Source organism: Streptomyces sp. Z26, from assembly GCF_003665095.1.
In the GTDB taxonomy this organism is placed as follows: Bacteria; Actinomycetota; Actinomycetes; order Streptomycetales; family Streptomycetaceae; genus Streptomyces; species Streptomyces phytohabitans.
Genome location: NZ_RCHV01000002.1, coordinates 546974 through 563030 on the forward strand (window position 1 = coordinate 546974; position 16057 = coordinate 563030).

Consider the following 16057-nt stretch of genomic DNA (forward strand, 5'->3'; position numbering starts at 1 on the left):
TGCCGTGCATTGACAGGCCGTCAGACCGGTCGCAAGCTCAAAAGTGCACCACTGTTGCGTGATCGCGTGATTTCCGGCCCTCTTCAGGCCCCCATGCAGGATTCAACCAACAGTCCGGGATGTGCATACATGAACGAGTACGAGAAGCCGCTCCCCCGCCGACCCCGGCGGTTCCCCCGCCGCGCCGTGCTCGCGGGAGCGTTCGCGAGCGCCCTCCCGCTCGGGCTGCCGCTCGCCGCGGGCCCGGCCCGCGCGGCGGGCTCCGGGCGGGCCGTGTCGTCCGGCGCCACCGTCACGGTGGACGCCGACGGCGGGTACGCCGTGGAGACCACCGCGCCCCGCTACCGGTTCGCCGGGTCGGTGGGCTCCCCCGTGCGCGACGTGCGGCGTACGGAGGGCCAAGACGGTGTCGGGCCGTACGCCGAGGTGGAGTTCGGCCACACGGCGGAGGGCGTGGACCGTACGAGCGCGATCCGGACGTACGACGACAGCCCGGTGGTGCTGTTCCGCACCGAGTACCACCAGGAGGCGGCCAACTCGGCCCCGTTCCCGGCCTTTTCGGAGGCCCCCGCGCTCGCGCACCACGAGACGTACGACAGCTGCTTCGCGAAGCACCGGTTCGACCTGGAAGTGGACGGGGTGTTCGGCCCGTACCTGGCGTTCGACGGCTCCGGCGGCGGCTACCTGTTCTCGCCCGCCTCGCACTTCCCCACCGCCGTGACCTGGGCCGCGGGCACGTCGCTGACCGGCGGCACCTCGCGGGACATCGCCCGGCTGCCCGCCGGGTTCACGCAGCGTACGGTGCTCGCCTTCGGGTCGGACGTGAACGAGGTGTACGACGTGTGGGGCCACGCCCTCACCGGCCTGTCCGGCAAGCGGCGGCCCGCGCAGGACGCCTCCCACACCCTCGCCACGCTGGGCTACTGGACCGACAACGGCGCCACGTACTACTACGACTTCGACCCGGACCTCGGCTACGCGGGCACGCTGCGCGCCGTGCGGGAACGCTGGCGGGAGCAGGGTCTGCCGATGGGCAACCTCCAGCTCGACAGCTGGTTCTACCCGAAGGGCCCGGACGCGTCGTGGTCGGACATCGAGCACGGCGAGTGGCGCTACGAGGCGGACGCGTCGCTGTTCCCGGACGGGCTCCGGGCGTTCCAGGAGAGCGTCGGCGTCCCGCTGGTCACGCACGCGCGGTGGATCGACGCGTCGAGCCCGTACCGCGACGAGTACGCGATGTCCGGGAACGTGGTGGTGGACCGGGCCTTCTGGGACGACCGGATGCGCTACCTCCGGGAGTCGGGCGTCGACACGTTCGAGCAGGACTGGCTGTGCGACGACGCGCAGCCGGACTTCAACCTGACGGACCGGGAGGCGTTCCTCGGCAACATGGCGGCGGCCACCGCCGCCAACGGCATGGACGTGCAATATTGCATGCCGCTCGTCCAGGACTTCCTGCACAGCACGCTGTTCGACAACGTGACCAACACCCGGGTCTCCGACGACCGGTTCGAGCGCACCAAGTGGGACCGTTTCCTCTACACGTCGCGGCTGGCCTCGGCGGTGGGCACCTGGCCGTTCGCGGACGTGGTGATGAGCGACGAGACCCGCAACCTGCTGCTCCAGAACCTGTCCGCCGGGCTCGTCGGCGTCGGTGACCGGATCGGCCGGGAGAGCGCCGCCAACCTGCGCCGCGTGGCGCTGCCGGACGGCACCGTCGTCAAGCCGGACACCCCGCTCGTGCCCGACACCGCCACGTACGTCCGCGACGCCTCCGGCGGGAACGGCCCGATGGTCGCCACCACGCGCAGCCGACACGGGGAGACGACCGCCGCCTACGTGTACGCGTACGCCCGCGCCGTGCCCGACACCGCGCCGGACGCCGTGTACCAGGCGGAGGACGCGACGTTGTCGGGGCCCGTCGTGGCGGCCGAGCACGCGGGGCACACCGGCAGCGGGTACGCGGACTTCCAGCACGCCGACGGCGACCACGTCGAGTGGGACGTCGAGGTGCCCGCCGACGGCACGTACACGCTGCTGTTCCGCTACGCCAACCACAGCGGCGAGGGGCGCCCCAGCGGCGACGACCGGCCGCTGGCCGTCACCGTGGACGGCGGTGAGCCGACGGCGGCGCCGTTCATGCCGACCGGCGGCTGGGACCGCTGGGAGGAGCAGCCGGTGGTGGTCGAACTGGCGGCGGGCGCCCACACCGTACGGGCCACCGCGACCGGCCGGAACGGCCCCAACCTCGACCGGCTCGGCGTCACGGCGGGCAGGGCGGGCACCGTGGACGCGGCGTTCCGGCCCGCGGACGCGGGGGTGGCGGGCGAGGTGTACGTGTACGACTGGTTCGCGGGCAAGGGCCGTACGGCGGACGGGGGTTCCACGTACACGGTGCCGGTGACGCGCGACGGGGCGTACCTCCAGGTGGTGCCGGTGGGGCGGTCGGGGATCGCGTTCCTGGGCGACGCGGGGAAGTTCGTGTCGCGGGGCGGGCAGCGGATCGCGGAGCTGGCGGACGACGGCGCGGTGCGGGCGGTCGTGGCGTTCGCGGAGGGGGAGGACGCGGTGACGCTGCGCGGGTACGCGACGGGCGAGGTGGCGGCTTCGGCCACGGGCGGCGAGGCGGGTGAGGTGGCGCACGACCCGGACACGGGCCTGTTCACGGTGGAGGTGACACCGGCCGGGGACGCGGCCTCGGTGACGGTGACCCTGACGGCGGGGTGAGGGGGCGCGGTCCGGCGGCGCGTACGGGTCGGGCGCGGGTGTACGGGCGCGGGTGCCGGTTCAGTCCTCCGGTGGGCGGTCCACCGGCAGGGCGCGGGCCGCGTACCCCACGCCCGCCAGACCGGCGGCCGTGGCGACGAGCACACCGCCCGCGCCCACGTCAGCGGCGAGCGCACCGGCCGCGCTGGGGATGACGACCTGACCGGCGCGGTTGCCGACGAGCCGGAGCGACATGGCGCGGCCACGGGCGCCGGAGGGGGCGGAGTCCGCGAGCCACGACATGGTCAACGGCTGCCCCACGCCGAGCCCGAAGCCCGCCAGCGCCACGGACACCGCCAGCGCCGGGGTGCCCAGCGGCAGCGCGGCGGCCGCCATGAACACGGCCGACAGCATCGTGCACCCGACCAGCAGCCGACGGCGGCCGAGGCGCGCGACGAGCCGACCCAGGAACAGCCGCGACACCATCGACGCGACGCCCCGGACGGTGAGGAGCGCGCCGACCGTACCGGCGGCGATGCCGCGTTCGGTGCCCAGCGCGGGCAGGTACACGAGCGTGATGTCCACGGCGGCCAGGACGACGCAGCTGGTCAACAGGGCGCGGGGCAGGCCGGGTAGGCGCAGCAGCCGTACGGTCCCGCCGGGCGCGGCACCCCCAGTCCGCCCGGTGTCGGGCCGGGGCGTGGGGGTGATCAGCACGGACACCGCGACCAGGACCAGGGCGCCGCCGCAGGCGGTGGTGAACAGGAGTCGGGTGTCGGGGATGGCGTTCCCACCGCCGTAGAGGATCATCAGCAGCGGCCCGGCGGCCTGGCCGAGGGACGCGGCGAAGGTGTAGCGGCCGAAGGCGGTGTCGGAGTCCGCGCCGTGCGCCCGGTTGGCGACCCAGGTCTGCTGGCCGATGACACCGCACAGATGGCCGGTGCCGAGGAGGACGCTGCCGCCGACGAGCGCGGCCAGCGAGTGGCCCGCGACGGCGAGGGTGAGCGCCGAGGCGAGCACGAGGACGGAGCCGAGGAAGGCCATCGCCCGTTCCCCGACGCGGTCGGTGACGGCGCCGCTGGGTACCGCCAGGAGGAGCGGGGCGACGGCGAAGCAGGCCGAGAGGACGCCCAACAGGGCTCCGGGAAGGCCGAGTTCGATGGCGCGGTAGGTGGTGGTGGGGCGCAGGACGAAGGTGAGGACCTGCACCAGCAGCGCGTGCGCGAGCAGCGCCGCCCACGGGCCGCGCGCACCGCGACGCCCGGACGGCGCGGGCCGTTCCGCCGGGGTCACGACGGAGGGTCCGCGTACGGCGCGGGCTCGGCGGCCCGTACGGACGGGTCCGGTCGTACGGACGGGGTGAGACGTACGGGCGTGGCGGGCGGCTCGGGCGCGGCGGGGTCGGCTTCCGGCGGGGCGCCCAGCCGCCGTACGGCCGTCGCGCCGAGGCTGGTGTCCACGTGCCGCCGCATGAGGTCAGCCGCGCGGGCGGCGTCCCCCGCCGCGACGCACTCCACCAACTCCGCGTGCTCCGCGGCCTTCTCCTCCCGCGCGGCACCTCCCCGGTCGGTGCTCAGCACCAGCCGCCGGTACCGGTCGGCCCTGTCCCACAGTCCGTCCAGCGTCTCGATCAGCAGCTCGTTGTGGGACGCGCCGTAGAGCGCGGCGTGGAACCGCCGGTGCGCCGCCAGCTCCTCGACACCGGGCCGGGTCGGCAGCGGCACGAGGCCGTCGGCGGCGGCGCGCAGGGCGGCGAGGTCCGTACGCGTACGCCGTTCCGCCGCCAGCCCGGCCGCCAGCGGGTCGAGGGACCGGCGGACCTCCAGCAGGTCGCGGGCCTCCTCGGCGCGCAACGGGGAGACGCGGGCGTCGCGGTGGGCGTCGAGCGTGACGAGACCCTCGCTCGCGAGACGGCGCAGCGCCTCGCGCAGCGGGGTCGTGCTGACGCCGACTTGGAGCGCCAACTCCCGTTGCCGGATGACCGATCCGGGCTCCAGCTCGCCGGACAGGATGCGCTCGCGGACCTGCCGGTAGGCGATGTCGCCCTTCGTCCCGTACGCCTTCGTCTGGTGCGGCTGCGGCTCCTGCGGCACGGCGTCCCTCCCCTGCGGCGTCCCTCCGTCGTTATAACGTACCTCCGGCGCCGTATCCGCCGTCAAGCAGCGGGTTTCCGCAGACGTCCGGACGCCGGGTCGTACGAGTCGCCAGCTCCGTTATCACCTGCGCACGACCGCGCCGGGCTCAACTCCGCCCGCCCGTACGGCGGTTCGCCGCCGCCCGCGCGATGTCCCGGCACCAGTCCACGTCCGCCCCCGCGACACCCGCGTCGGACGCGACGGCGTCGGCCCAGCGCGGCCAGAAGCCCGCGTCGCTCCAGGCGGTGAAGCGGCGGTGGGCGGTGGCGGGCGCGGGCCCGAAGTGGTCGGGGAGCTGCTGCCATCCGCAGCCGGAGGTCAACACGTGGACGACGGCGGTGAGTTCGGCCCGACGTCCGGCCCCGCGCGGCCCGCCGGTACGGGCGGTGGGCGCCATGTCCGCGAGCAGCGGTTCGGCCGCCCCCCAGAGGGCGTCGGGGAGCAGGCGCCGCGCCAGCGCGGTGCCGAGCACCGCCCCGGGCCGCCGCGGCCCGTCGACCGCCGCACCGCCGGGTTCGTGGCCACCCCGGTCGTCGCCGCCCACCCCGTACGCACCGCCCTCGCCGTACGCCCGGCTCTCGGGGGCGACCGCCGCGCCCTCCCCCGCCAGCGACCGCCGCTGGTACGCGTGCCAGCGCGCGAGCAGGTCGCGGTGCCCGCCCTGGACCCAGCGCATGTAGTCGCGCATGTTGCGCAGCCGCCGCCGGGGCGCCTCCTCGTCCGGGCCGAGGAGCGCCAACGCGCGTTCGGCGAGGCGTTGTTGCTGGTCGAGGTAGCGGCGTTCGCCCGCGAGGAACCCGCCCCAGACGTCGTCGTCCACCCGGAAGTAGCGGCTGCGCTCGCCCGGCACCGCGTGCCGCTTCAGGAAGCCCGCCTCGGCCAGGCGCCGGGTGGCCAGCGAGATGGAGCCCGCGCTGACCCGCAGGGCGGCGGCGAGCTGCGCGGAGGACACGTACGGCACATCGGTGACCAGCAGGTACGCGATGATCCGGCCGTCCATGCGCCCGCTGCCCGCCGCCTCCCACAGCAGGCCCATCTCCTCGACGAACGCCGCCCGGTCGAAGCCGTCGTCCGTGTCGCGGGACGGTTCCCGCCACAGGTCGCCGCTCATCCGTTTCCTCCGTTAGATTTCATCTCTGTTCAAAACTTCGAGGACTTCGCGTGGAGACCACCGGCCGAGCGGTCCGCCGCCCTCCGGCGCTCCCGCACCCGTACCCCTGGAGGACGCGCCCCTCATGCCCGCAGCCGACCCGAAGCCTTCCACTCCCGCCGCCGCGGACGGCACGCAGCCCGGCGCACCGGACGTCGCGGGGCGGGCTTGGGTCGAGCACGTCGCGACGGTGCCCCCGGCCGACGCGTACCCGGGTGTCGACGAACTCCTCGCCGCCTTCCGGGCGTTGGCCGCGCGTCACCCCGAGCGGGTGACGGAGCGGCGCATCGGCACCTCCGGGCTGGGTGAGCCGCTGCTGTGCTTCTCCGTACGGGCCGACACCACGGCCACCCCCCGCACGATCGACTCGCCGCGGTCCCCGGACCCCGACGACACCGCGCCCCACTACGTCGTCGTCGGCGGCGTCCACCCCAACGAGCCCGTCGGCGCCGTCACCGCCCTCCACCTGGCCACCGCCCTCTGCGAGGACCCGTCGCTGCGCGGGCACTTCGGCGGCGAGTGGCACGTCGTGCCGTGCGTCGACCCGGACGGCGCCCGGCTGAACGAGGGCTGGTTCCGCTCCCCCACCGACAAGCGGCTCTACGGGCGCCACTTCTACCGCCCGGCGGGCGACAAGCAGGTCGAGTGGACGTTCCCGTTCGCGTACCGGGACGCGTACTTCGACCGCGTGCTCCCGGAGACGTTCGCGCTGATGCGGCTCATCGACGCGACCCGGCCGCGCTTCCTCACCACGCTCCACAACTGCGAGGCGGGCGGCGTCTACTACTACCTGAGCAGCCCCGCCCCCGAGCTGTACCCGGTGCTGGAGGCCATCCCCGCCGCGGCGGGCCTCCCGCTGGCCACCGGCGAGCCGGAGGCCGCGCACACCCCGCGCCACGCCCCGGCCGTCTACGGCTGCATCGACATGCGGGACGCGTACGACCACCTGGACGGCCTGGGCGCCGACGCGGCAGCCGAGATCGCGGGCTCCTCCAGCGCCGCGTACGCCGCCCGGTACGGCACCTTCTACTTCGTCACCGAGGTCCCGCACTGGTCCCACCCCGAGGCGGACGACGGCACGCCGCTGCCGCGGCGGCACGCGGACGTGATCCGCGAGCGGGCCGCGAGCCTGCGCGCGACCGGGCTGCTGCTGGGCGGGCTGCTCGACAGGGCGCTGCCGCACCTGACGCTGCGGACGCCGTTCCTGGCCGCCGTACGGGCCTTCGTCCCCTCCCTGGTGACCGCCGCCGACCTGGAGACGAACCGCGCCGCGGAGCTGCCCGACCGGCCCGCGACGGTCGCCGACCGCTACGCCTGCCTGCACTCCGCGCACAGCTGCCGCATCCGCTTCGGCGGGATGCTGCTGCGCGCGCTGGCCGCCGAGATCACGGCGGGTACGGCGGGCCCGGTCGTCCGCGCGTGCCACGCGGAGCTGCTGGCCGTGTACGAGGGGTGGGAGGCGGAGGCCGACCCGGTGACCGGGGAGCCGATCCCCGTGGCGACGTTGGCCGGGGTGCAGTACGCCGCGCTGCTGGCCGCCGCCGACCACGCCCGCGCGGCGGGTGCGGCGGAGGGCGACCGTACGTAGGCGCGCGGGCCCGCCCGTCTCCCGTACGCACAGGGACCAGGAGAGAGAGTGCTGGAGCAGAAGATCTTCGACGTGACCGACCCCCGGCTGATCCGTGACCTGGTCCGCCGCCACTCCTGGGCCACGCTGGTCAGCCACACCCCCGCGCGGGGGCTCGTCGTCTCGCACCTCCCGGTGCTCGTGGCGGACGACGACCTGGCGGTGGCGGCCGGGACGGAGGGTGCGCCGCCGCTCACCCTCGCCGGGCACCTCGCCGCCGACGACGCCGAGGCGCACGAACTCGGCGCGCACGACGTGGTGGTCGTGGTGGAGGGGCCGCAGGGCTACATCTCACCGACCTGGTACGGCTCCGGACCGCACGTGCCCACCTGGAACTTCGTCGTGGTCCATGTGCACGGCCGCCCGGAACTCCTCGCGCCGGAGCGCACGTACGACGTACTGTCCGACACCGTGGACCATTTCGAACGGCACTTCGCCGAACCCTGGACCCTGGACCGGGCCGACGCCTACGCGCGCCGCATCGCCCCGGGCGTCAGCGGTTTCCGGCTGCCCGCCGCGCGCGTCACCGCGAAGGCGAAGCTCAGCCAGGACGAGAGCCCGCGGGAGGTCGACCGGCTGGCCGACGCGCTCGGCTCCGAACAGCCGTGGGCACGCCCGGAGTTGGCCCGCGCGATGCGCGCCGCGGGGCGGCGGCGATGACGGGCGGGCGACCGTGACGGGCGACCGTACGACGGAGCCGGGGCGCCCCGACGGCCGTACGGAGCCGCCGCGTTCGCTGCGCCGGGTGCGGCTCGGCGCCGGGGGCCCGCTCTGCGACGTACGCCTCGAAGGCGGGCGCGTGCACGGCATCCGCTCGCACGGCGGGCCGCTGCGCGGCTGGGAGCCGTCCGTCGACCTCGACGGCCGTACGCTGCTGCCCGGCCTGTGGGACGCGCACGTGCACGCCGTGCAGTGGGCCGCCGCCCGGCGCCGCCTGGACCTGGCCGGGCTGCCGTCCGCGCGCGCGGCGGCGGACGCCGTACGCGGCCACGCGGCGGGGCTGGAGCCGGGCGCGCTGCTCGTCGGCTACGGCTTCCGGGACGGCCTGTGGCCGGACGCGCCGCACCGGGACCTGCTGGACGCGGCGGCGGGGGCCCGCCCGGTGCTGCTGGTCAGCGCCGACCTGCACGCGGTGTGGCTCAACTCGGCCGCGCTCGCGCTCCTCGGACGCACGGACCACGCGACCGGGCTGCTGCGCGAGACGGAGGCGCTGGCGGCGACGGAACGGCTGGCCACGGCGGACACCGCCACCAGCGACGAGTGGGTGGCGCAGGCGTGCGCGGCGGCGGCCCGGCGCGGGGTCACGGGCATCATCGACTTCGAGTACGCGGACAACGTCACCGACTGGACGCGCCGGATGGCCGCCGCGTACGTGCCGTTGCGCGTCGCCGCGGCCGTCTACCCGGAGTACCTGGACGCCGCCGTCGCGCGCGGGCTCGCCACGGGCAGCCCGGTGCCGGTCGCGGCGCGCGGGGACGGGCCCGGCGGGCTGCTGGAGGCGGGGCCGCTGAAGCTGTTCACGGACGGCTCGCTGAACACCCGTACCGCGCTGTGCCACGAGCCGTACCCGGGTCTGCCCGGGGACGACCCGGAGGCGCACGGCATCGCGCTGCTCACGCCGGAGGAGCTGCGGGCGCTGATGCGGCGCGCGGCGGAGCACGGCGTGGAGCCCGCCGTGCACGCGATCGGTGACCGGGCGAACGGCATCGCGCTGGACGCGTTCGCCGCCGTCGGCTGCCGGGGGCGGGTGGAGCACGGGCAGTTGCTGCGGCCGGAGGACGTGCCGAGGTTCGCGGCGCTCGGTGTCACCGTCGGCGTGCAGCCGTCGCACGCGGTGGACGACCGGGACGTGGCGGACCGGCACTGGCGGGGCCGTACGCACCGGGCGTTCGCCTACGCGGACCTGCTCGCGGCGGGCGCGCGGCTGGAGTTCGGGTCGGACGCGCCGGTCGCGGCGCTGGACCCGTGGGTGACGCTCGCCAACGCGGTGGCCCGTACGGACGACGACCGCCCGCCCTGGCATCCGGAGCAACGGCTGTCGGTGGCCGACGCGTTGACGGCCTCGGCCCGTGGCCGGGCCACGGTGGCGACGGGCGACCGCGCGGACCTCGTCGTCGTCGACGTCGACCCGCTGACCGCCGACGACGCGACGCTGCGGGCGATGCCGGTGCACGGCACGATGGTCGCGGGCGAGTGGACGCACCTGGCGGACTGACCCGCACCCGGACCGTACGGGGGCCACCGCGCGCGGGTGCCCCCGTACGGTCCGGCGGGGGCGTACGGGCGTCCGGTACGTTTCCGGCATGGCCGGAGCCCGCCCCCGTACGACCCCCCGTACGAAGATCAGCGCCTGGACACCGCCGGTCCCGGGCATCACCGAGGTCTTCCACGCCCACTTCACCGACCACGCGTACCCGGCGCACGTCCACGAGACCTGGGACCTGATGATCCTCGACGCGGGCGGCGTCGACTTCGCGCTGGACCGTCGCGAGCACGCGATCTCCGGCGCCGACAGCGTGATGCTGCTGCCGCCGGGCGTCCCGCACGACGGCCGTACGGCGACGGAGTCCGGCTTCCGCAAACGGGTCCTCTACCTCGACACCGGCGTCCTCCCGGAAGGGCTCACCGGCGGCGCGGTGGCCCGACCGGTGCTGCGCGACGCGCTGTTGCGGCGGCGCATCCACCAGCTGCACACGGCGCTGGGGCAGCCGGGCGACGCGTTCGAGGCCGAGTCGCGGCTGTCGTTCGTGGCGGAACGGCTCCGGCGACACCTCGGGACGTGGCGCCCGCGCGAGCCCGGCCGCGAGGCGAACCGGCTCGCCGCCGCGCTGCGCGACCTCCTCGACTCCCGTACCGCCGAGGGCGTCCCGCTGCACGAGGCCGCCGCCCTGCTGCACGCGCACCCGGCGCACCTGATCCGCTGCTTCGGGCAGGCGTACGGGCTGCCGCCGCACGCGTACCTCACCGGCAGGCGCGTCGACCGCGCCCGGCGCCTGCTGCTCGCCGGGCGCCGCCCCGCCGACGTGGCCACGGACGTGGGCTTCCACGACCAGGCGCACCTGCACCGGCACTTCACCCGGCACGTGGGCACGACCCCGGGGCGCTACGCCGCCGGGCGGCCCCGCGACTCCCGCTGAGGCCGCGCCCGGCCGGGTCAGCGGCCGTCGGGTCCGGCGCCCTCGGGCCCGGCGCGGGCGGCGGTCCCGTCGGCCCGCCGCCGGGCGGCGCGCGTCTCCCGTACGGCGGCACGCAGCACGTCGTGCGCCTCCCGTACGGCGTCGCGGGCGGCCCGCCGCTCCGCCTCGGCCTCCTTCACCGCCCGCCGCGCCGCCGCCTCCCGCGCCTCGGCGGCGCGCTGCCGTTCCTCCGCGTGCTCCGCGGCGTCCCGGGCGGCGGCCTCGGCATCCGTACGGGAGCGCAGCTCGCGTACGGCGTCCGCCGCCTCCCGACGCGCCTCGGCCGCCCGGCGCCGCTCCTCGCGGCGGCGGGTGCGGACGGCGTCGAGGTCGGCGACGGGGGCGTCCGGCGGGGTCCCGGTACGGGCGCGGGTGTCGTTACGGGAGCGGGTGCGGCGGGGTGGGGCGCCCGGGGCGGCGGCGGGGGTGTCCGTACCGGCCAGGCGGAGCCGGGAGGCGCCGCCCTCGGCCACGCCCGGGAAGCCGACGACGGCGGCCAGCGGCCGGGCCAGCCGCCCACGGGCCCACTCGGCGCCCGCGTCGGGGTCGGCGAGGGCGGCGTGCAGGGTCCGTTCGACCTCGCGGAGGCTGTCCTCACCGAGCGGGCGGCCCGCCCCGGCGGCCAGCTCGGCGGCCTGCCGGGCCAGGCCCGCCACCACCTGGCGCTGCTGCGCGGCCAGCGCCCGCAGCTGCGCGCCGTCGAGGTCGCGGTGCGCCTCGCGCAGCGCCTCACCGAGGCGCAGCAGCGTGCCGGTCCCGTCGGGTGACTCCCGCGCGAGCAGGTTGCCCGCCCAGGCGGCGAGGGTGGGGCGGCGCAGGCGGCGGATCTCCTCCGCGAGCCCCCGGTCGCCCGCCTGGCGTGCCTGCCGGGCGCGGCGGTCGCGTGCGGCGGTGAAGGCGCTGGGCGGCAGTCCGTACAGCTCGTCGGCCACGGCGTCCAGGTCCAGGTCCATTCCCCCGGCCCTCCGTTCGGCCCGTTCGGCGGCAGGCCCCCGGACCGATTCTGGCACCGTCCGCCGCGCCGGGCAGGCGGGAACGGGGCGCGGGGTCAGGCTACGGGGCCGGTCGCGGGGCCACCCGTACGGGAGGAGCCTCCGGCCAGGACGGGGGGGTGCCTGGCCGGAGGCGGCCTGGTCGGTGCTCGTGAGGGCGGTCGCCTCTCGGCGGAGCGCTCCACGGGGCTTCAGCCGAACGATCTTCCCCGCGGGCATTTTTCAGGGGCCCGGGGACACTCTCCCTCACCAGCACCGCACCCTGTCCAACGGGGGAAGGTGGCGGATTGTTCCCGTACGCGCCCTGCGTATCCCCGTGCGGGTTTTCACCCCCTACGCGCGGGGCGGGGCGGTCAGGTGGCGCCCGGTGGTCCGGCGGCGCGGGCGCGGCGGTGGGCGGCGACCCGTACGCGTGTGGCGCACCGGCGCGAGCAGTAGCGGCGGTCCGGGCCGCTGCCCTGCGCGAGGAAGACCCGGTCGCAGCCGGGCGCGGCGCACACGCCGCCCGGTGGGCGCTGGTGGTCCCAGACGAGGACGGTCAGCGCCATGCAGGACGAGGCGAGGAACCACTCGTCCCACGGGGCGTCGTCGTCGCGGTCGAGGTGCGGGTGCCAGGGCGTGCGGCCGCCGTGGGAGGAGAGGCGCACCCGCACGGTGTGGGCGGCCAGCAGCCCGTTCAGCACGGTCGCGGCGCCGTCGGCGTCCGCGGCGGCGAAGACCTCGCGGAGAAGGGCGGCGCCCGTGCGCATCCCGGCGACGTCGCGCGGGGTGAGGTCGAGGGGTTCGGTCTCGCCGTACTCGCGCAGCACGGCGGCGACGGCGGCCAGCCGCGCGTCGGGGTCGCCGTCCGGGGCCCCGGCGGCGAGGACGTTGACGAGGGCGGCGGTGCGGCGGGCCGTGGCCAGTACGGAGTGGCGGGCGGGCCGGGCGTCGGGGGGCACGGGGTCAGCGTAACGCTTGTTGCACCACTTTGAGTTACCTCCGTAACGTCCCTGGTATGTGGAAGCGTTACTCCCTGAGCACGTACCTGGCCGGTGCCGCGAGCGCCCGTACCGGCGACGAGACGGCCGGTCCGGCGCTGCTGCTGGCCGGCTTCGCGCTCACCGGCACGGCCGCCGGGGCGTCCGCGCTGCTCGCGGCCGTCACCGTCGCCGCCGCCGTCGGCGGGCCGGTGCTCGGAGTGCTGCTGGACCGGGCGGTACAGCCGGGCCGCCTGCTCGCGGGCGCGCTCGCGCTCCACGCGGTGGGGCTCGCGGCGGTCCTCGCCGGGCTCGGGCGGCTGCCGTTCGGCACGGTGCTCCTGCTCGCCGTGGCCACGGGCCTGCTCGGCCCGGCGCTGTCCGGCGGCTGGACGGCCCAACTGCCGTACGTGGTACGGCCGGAGCGGCTGCCCCGCGCCAACGCGCTGGACGCCGCGACGTTCGGGGCCGCCGGTCTGGCGGGCCCGGCGCTGGCCGGGGTCGTCGCGCAGCTCCTCGGGGCGCCGGTCGCGGTGGCGGTGTCCGTGGCGCTGATCGGACTGGCCGTGCCGTCCGCGTGGCGCCTGCCCGCGCGCGCCGCAGCCGTACGCCCCGCGCGTGGCGGGGTGCGCGGTGACCTGGCCGCCGGGGCGCGGTGCCTCGTACGGCGGCCGCGACTGGCGCGCGCGACGCTGTCCTCGGTGGTCTCGTGCGCCGGTCAGGGCGTGTTCGTCGGGTGCGCGCCGCTGCTGGGCGAACGGGTGCTGGGCGGGGCGGGGCACGGCGCGCTGCTGCTGTCCTGCACGGCGGCGTCGGCGCTGGCCGCGAACGCCGTACTGGCGCGCCGACGGCGGCCGTTCGCCCCGGACGCGGTGCTGCGCGCGGGCGCGCTGACGCAGGCGGGCGCGATGGCGCTGGCCGTCGCGGACGCGCCCGCCGCGCTCGTCGCGGCGGCGCTGCTCGCCGGGCTCGGGGAGGGGCCGCAGCTGGCGGCGCTGTTCGCGGTGCGGCACGCGGAGGCGCCGGAACGGCTGCGCGGCCAGCTGTTCACCACCGGGGCAAGCCTGAAGATCACCGGCTTCGCGCTGGGCGCGGCGGCCGTCGGCCCGCTCGCCGCCGCGTCCCCGCACGCCGCCCCGGCGGCCGCCGCGTGCCTCCACCTCCTCGCCGTGGCCGCCTGCCTCACCCGCCCCCGCCGCCGTACGCGCCCCGGCTCACCCGCCGCCCGGTGACGCCGCGCGGTCCGCGAGGGCGCGCGTGCCGGGGGCGCAGGCCGCGCGCAGCGCCGCGCCCTCGTCCGGCGGGAGGTACGCGCTGGCGCCGCGCCGCCGCCCGTCGAGCAGGCGTTCCGCCGCGGCGATCCAGTCGGGTTCGGGCGCGACGCCGAAGTGGGCGGCGAGGCGGGCGAGTTCGCGGGCGGGCGCGTCGAGCAGGTCCTCGAAGGCGACGGACGTACGGAGGTCCGCCGGGAGCGCGTCCAGGTGCGCCAGGCCCTCGGTGATCATCCGGGACCAGAGCGCGCCGTACCGTTCCACCGGCACCGGCCGTGCCAGCGCCCCCTTCAGGTCGAACGTGTCGTCGTCGAGGAGCCGCCCCAGCCGGGCCGCCGCCTCCGGCCCCTCCCGCGCGACGAGTTCGCCGAGGAACTCGATCATCTGGAACCCCGCGTGGCGGCTCATCGACAGCGCGCAGTCCGGCCCGCCCCGGTGGAGGTGCACGAAGCGCGCCTCCGGGAAGTGCCGCCGCAGCCGGGGCACGAGGGCGAGCGAGAAGCCGGACCGTTCCACCACCGCGTACCCGCCGCAGCGGGCCGACAGCTCCGCGAACAGCGCGCGGTAGTGCCCGGCGACCGGCCCCGAGGGGCGGGCGGTGAGCACCGGCCGGAGCGCGTCGTACAGCGCGTCCGGATCGTCGGTGAGGTGCGGCAGCGTCGTCAGGCAGACGGCCGGGACGCCGTCCACGGGGTTGAAGCGGCCGGGGGCGTGCGCGTACAGGTGCTCGGGCAGCGGCGCCCCGTCCCGGGCCATGCGGTCGGCGAACGGCCGGGTGGAGGCGAGGAGTCGCCAGAACTCCTCGCCGTCCAGGGGCTGTTCGGGCAGCGCGTCCGGCTCCAGGGTGGTGAACAGCTCGCTCATGCTGAGGATGTCCGGATGCAGCCGCAGCACCTCGGAGAGCGCCGTGGAGCCGCAGCGCCCGGTGCCGACGACGAACGTCAGCGGGGGCGGCGCGGCGTACGGCCCGGAGGTGTCCGGTACGGCGTACGGGGTGGGCTCGGCGGCGTACGGCACGGGCTCGGTGGAGGACACGGCGGGCCCTCAGTAGCCGGCGCGGGCGTTGACGCGGCGCGGGTAGTACCGCTCGTCGCCGTCCCGTTCGTAGTCCGGGCGGCGCGGGGTGTCGCCCGCGGGCTGGTCACCGAGGACGGTGACGCGCTGGCCCCGGCGGTACTCCTGGTAGTCGTTGATGGCGACGTGCTGCGTGGCCCGGTTGTCCCAGAGCGCCACGGTGTGGACGTCCCAGCGGTGCCGCAGGGTGAAGCGCGGCTGCTCGGAGTGCTCGAAGAGGTGCTGGAGCACGGCGTCGCTCTCGTGCCGCGTCAGCTGCGGGATGTGCGAGGTCCACATCCGGGTGACGTACAGCGAGCGGCGTCCCGTGACCGGGTGCACGCGCACCACGGGGTGCTCGGCGGACATCTCCCCCACCTGCGGCGCCTTCAGCACGTGTACGGCGGTGAGGCCGTCGAGCAGCTCGCGGAACGGCGCGGACAGCGTCTCGTACGCCAGGTACTGGTTGCTCCACATCGTGTCCCCGCCGACCGGCGGGCAGTGCACCAGGTGCAGGATCGACGCCACGGGCGGGTTGGGGCTGAAGGTGACGTCGATGTGCCACTCGTCGGCCTTGCCGCCCTTGTCGGACTCGATGAGCGTGACCTCGGGGTGCTCGTCCAGCTTCGGCAGGAACGGGTGCGTCTCGACCTCGCCGAACCGGCGGCCGAACGCCACGTGCGCCTTCGGGGTCAGGGCCTCCTGCCCCGGGAAGAACAGCACGAGGTGCTCCAGCATGAGCGCGTGGACCTGCTCGAACTGCGCGTCCGTGATGTCGTTCAGGTCGATCCCGCGCACCTCGGCGCCGAGGGCGCCGGAGACACGGCGTACGTCGAGCGCCCCGTCACCGGTGGCGGGGGCGCCGGGCGCCCCGGTGGGGGCGGGCTGCGGGGTGGCGGACTGCGTCACTGCGGTTCTCCTTGCTCGTTCGGTACGGGGCGCGCGGTGCGGTCACGGGGTGCGCGCGGGCGGTGCGGTACGGGCGTCG

13 protein-coding genes are annotated in these 16057 nt (G+C 76.4%); 6 read left to right on the forward strand and 7 right to left on the reverse strand.

What is annotated here, in order from left to right; all coding sequences use genetic code 11:
- The first annotated feature begins 129 nt into the window (after positions 1 to 129).
- A complete protein-coding gene (locus D7M15_RS02480) occupies positions 130 to 2727 on the forward strand; it encodes a carbohydrate-binding protein (protein ID WP_165906186.1) in 2598 nt (865 codons plus the stop codon).
- Between the two features lie 60 nt (positions 2728 to 2787).
- Here the strand turns inward: D7M15_RS02480 and D7M15_RS02485 are convergent, their stop codons facing one another.
- The 3 genes from D7M15_RS02485 to D7M15_RS02495 all read right to left on the reverse strand — a co-directional run bounded on the left by D7M15_RS02485 (position 2788) and on the right by D7M15_RS02495 (position 5952).
- Positions 2788 to 3999, reverse strand: a complete 1212-nt coding sequence (locus tag D7M15_RS02485) for an MFS transporter (protein WP_121515982.1) — start codon at positions 3997 to 3999, stop codon at positions 2788 to 2790.
- Positions 3996 to 4799: a GntR family transcriptional regulator gene (locus D7M15_RS02490; RefSeq protein WP_121515983.1), complete on the reverse strand. Its 804-nt coding sequence runs from the start codon at positions 4797 to 4799 to the stop codon at positions 3996 to 3998. Before D7M15_RS02490 ends, D7M15_RS02485 begins: the two co-directional genes overlap by 4 nt.
- A 148-nt stretch (positions 4800 to 4947) precedes the next feature.
- Positions 4948 to 5952 carry a transposase gene (locus tag D7M15_RS02495; RefSeq protein WP_121515984.1) on the reverse strand — a complete coding sequence of 335 codons (1005 nt, stop codon included), beginning with the start codon at positions 5950 to 5952 and terminating at the stop codon, positions 4948 to 4950.
- Positions 5953 to 6076: 124 nt separating this feature from the next.
- On the opposite strand from D7M15_RS02495, the gene D7M15_RS02500 reads away from it, so the two are divergent.
- From D7M15_RS02500 to D7M15_RS02515, 4 genes are all read left to right on the forward strand, one after another.
- Entirely contained in the window at positions 6077 to 7579 is a 1503-nt protein-coding gene (locus tag D7M15_RS02500; RefSeq protein WP_121515985.1) for a M14 family zinc carboxypeptidase, read from the forward strand.
- A 48-nt stretch (positions 7580 to 7627) separates the two neighbouring features.
- Positions 7628 to 8278, forward strand: coding sequence for an FMN-binding negative transcriptional regulator (locus tag D7M15_RS02505; protein WP_121515986.1), 651 nt, complete (start codon positions 7628 to 7630; stop codon positions 8276 to 8278).
- Between the two features lie 13 nt (positions 8279 to 8291).
- Positions 8292 to 9833, forward strand: a complete 1542-nt coding sequence (locus D7M15_RS02510; protein WP_206337306.1) for an amidohydrolase — start codon at positions 8292 to 8294, stop codon at positions 9831 to 9833.
- An 88-nt stretch (positions 9834 to 9921) separates the two neighbouring features.
- Positions 9922 to 10755 carry an AraC family transcriptional regulator gene (locus D7M15_RS02515; RefSeq protein WP_121515987.1) on the forward strand — a complete coding sequence of 278 codons (834 nt, stop codon included), beginning with the start codon at positions 9922 to 9924 and terminating at the stop codon, positions 10753 to 10755.
- Positions 10756 to 10772: 17 nt separating this feature from the next.
- Here D7M15_RS02515 and D7M15_RS02520 read toward each other — a convergent pair whose 3' ends face one another.
- Both D7M15_RS02520 and D7M15_RS02525 read right to left on the reverse strand, forming a co-directional pair.
- Entirely contained in the window at positions 10773 to 11747 is a 975-nt protein-coding gene (locus D7M15_RS02520; protein WP_206337307.1) for a hypothetical protein, read from the reverse strand.
- A gap of 392 nt (positions 11748 to 12139) precedes the next feature.
- Entirely contained in the window at positions 12140 to 12727 is a 588-nt protein-coding gene (locus D7M15_RS02525) for a CGNR zinc finger domain-containing protein (RefSeq protein ID WP_121515988.1), read from the reverse strand.
- A gap of 56 nt (positions 12728 to 12783) precedes the next feature.
- On the opposite strand from D7M15_RS02525, the gene D7M15_RS02530 reads away from it, so the two are divergent.
- Positions 12784 to 13977 carry an MFS transporter gene (locus tag D7M15_RS02530; protein WP_121515989.1) on the forward strand — a complete coding sequence of 398 codons (1194 nt, stop codon included), beginning with the start codon at positions 12784 to 12786 and terminating at the stop codon, positions 13975 to 13977.
- Here the strand turns inward: D7M15_RS02530 and D7M15_RS02535 are convergent.
- Both D7M15_RS02535 and D7M15_RS02540 read right to left on the reverse strand, forming a co-directional pair.
- Positions 13960 to 15051, reverse strand: a complete 1092-nt coding sequence (locus tag D7M15_RS02535; RefSeq protein ID WP_240649097.1) for a sulfotransferase — start codon at positions 15049 to 15051, stop codon at positions 13960 to 13962. The two genes, D7M15_RS02530 and D7M15_RS02535, sit on opposite strands and share 18 nt — an antisense overlap.
- Positions 15052 to 15060: 9 nt before the next feature.
- Positions 15061 to 15978, reverse strand: coding sequence for a TauD/TfdA family dioxygenase (locus D7M15_RS02540; protein ID WP_121515990.1), 918 nt, complete (start codon positions 15976 to 15978; stop codon positions 15061 to 15063).
- Positions 15979 to 16057: the final 79 nt, after the last annotated feature.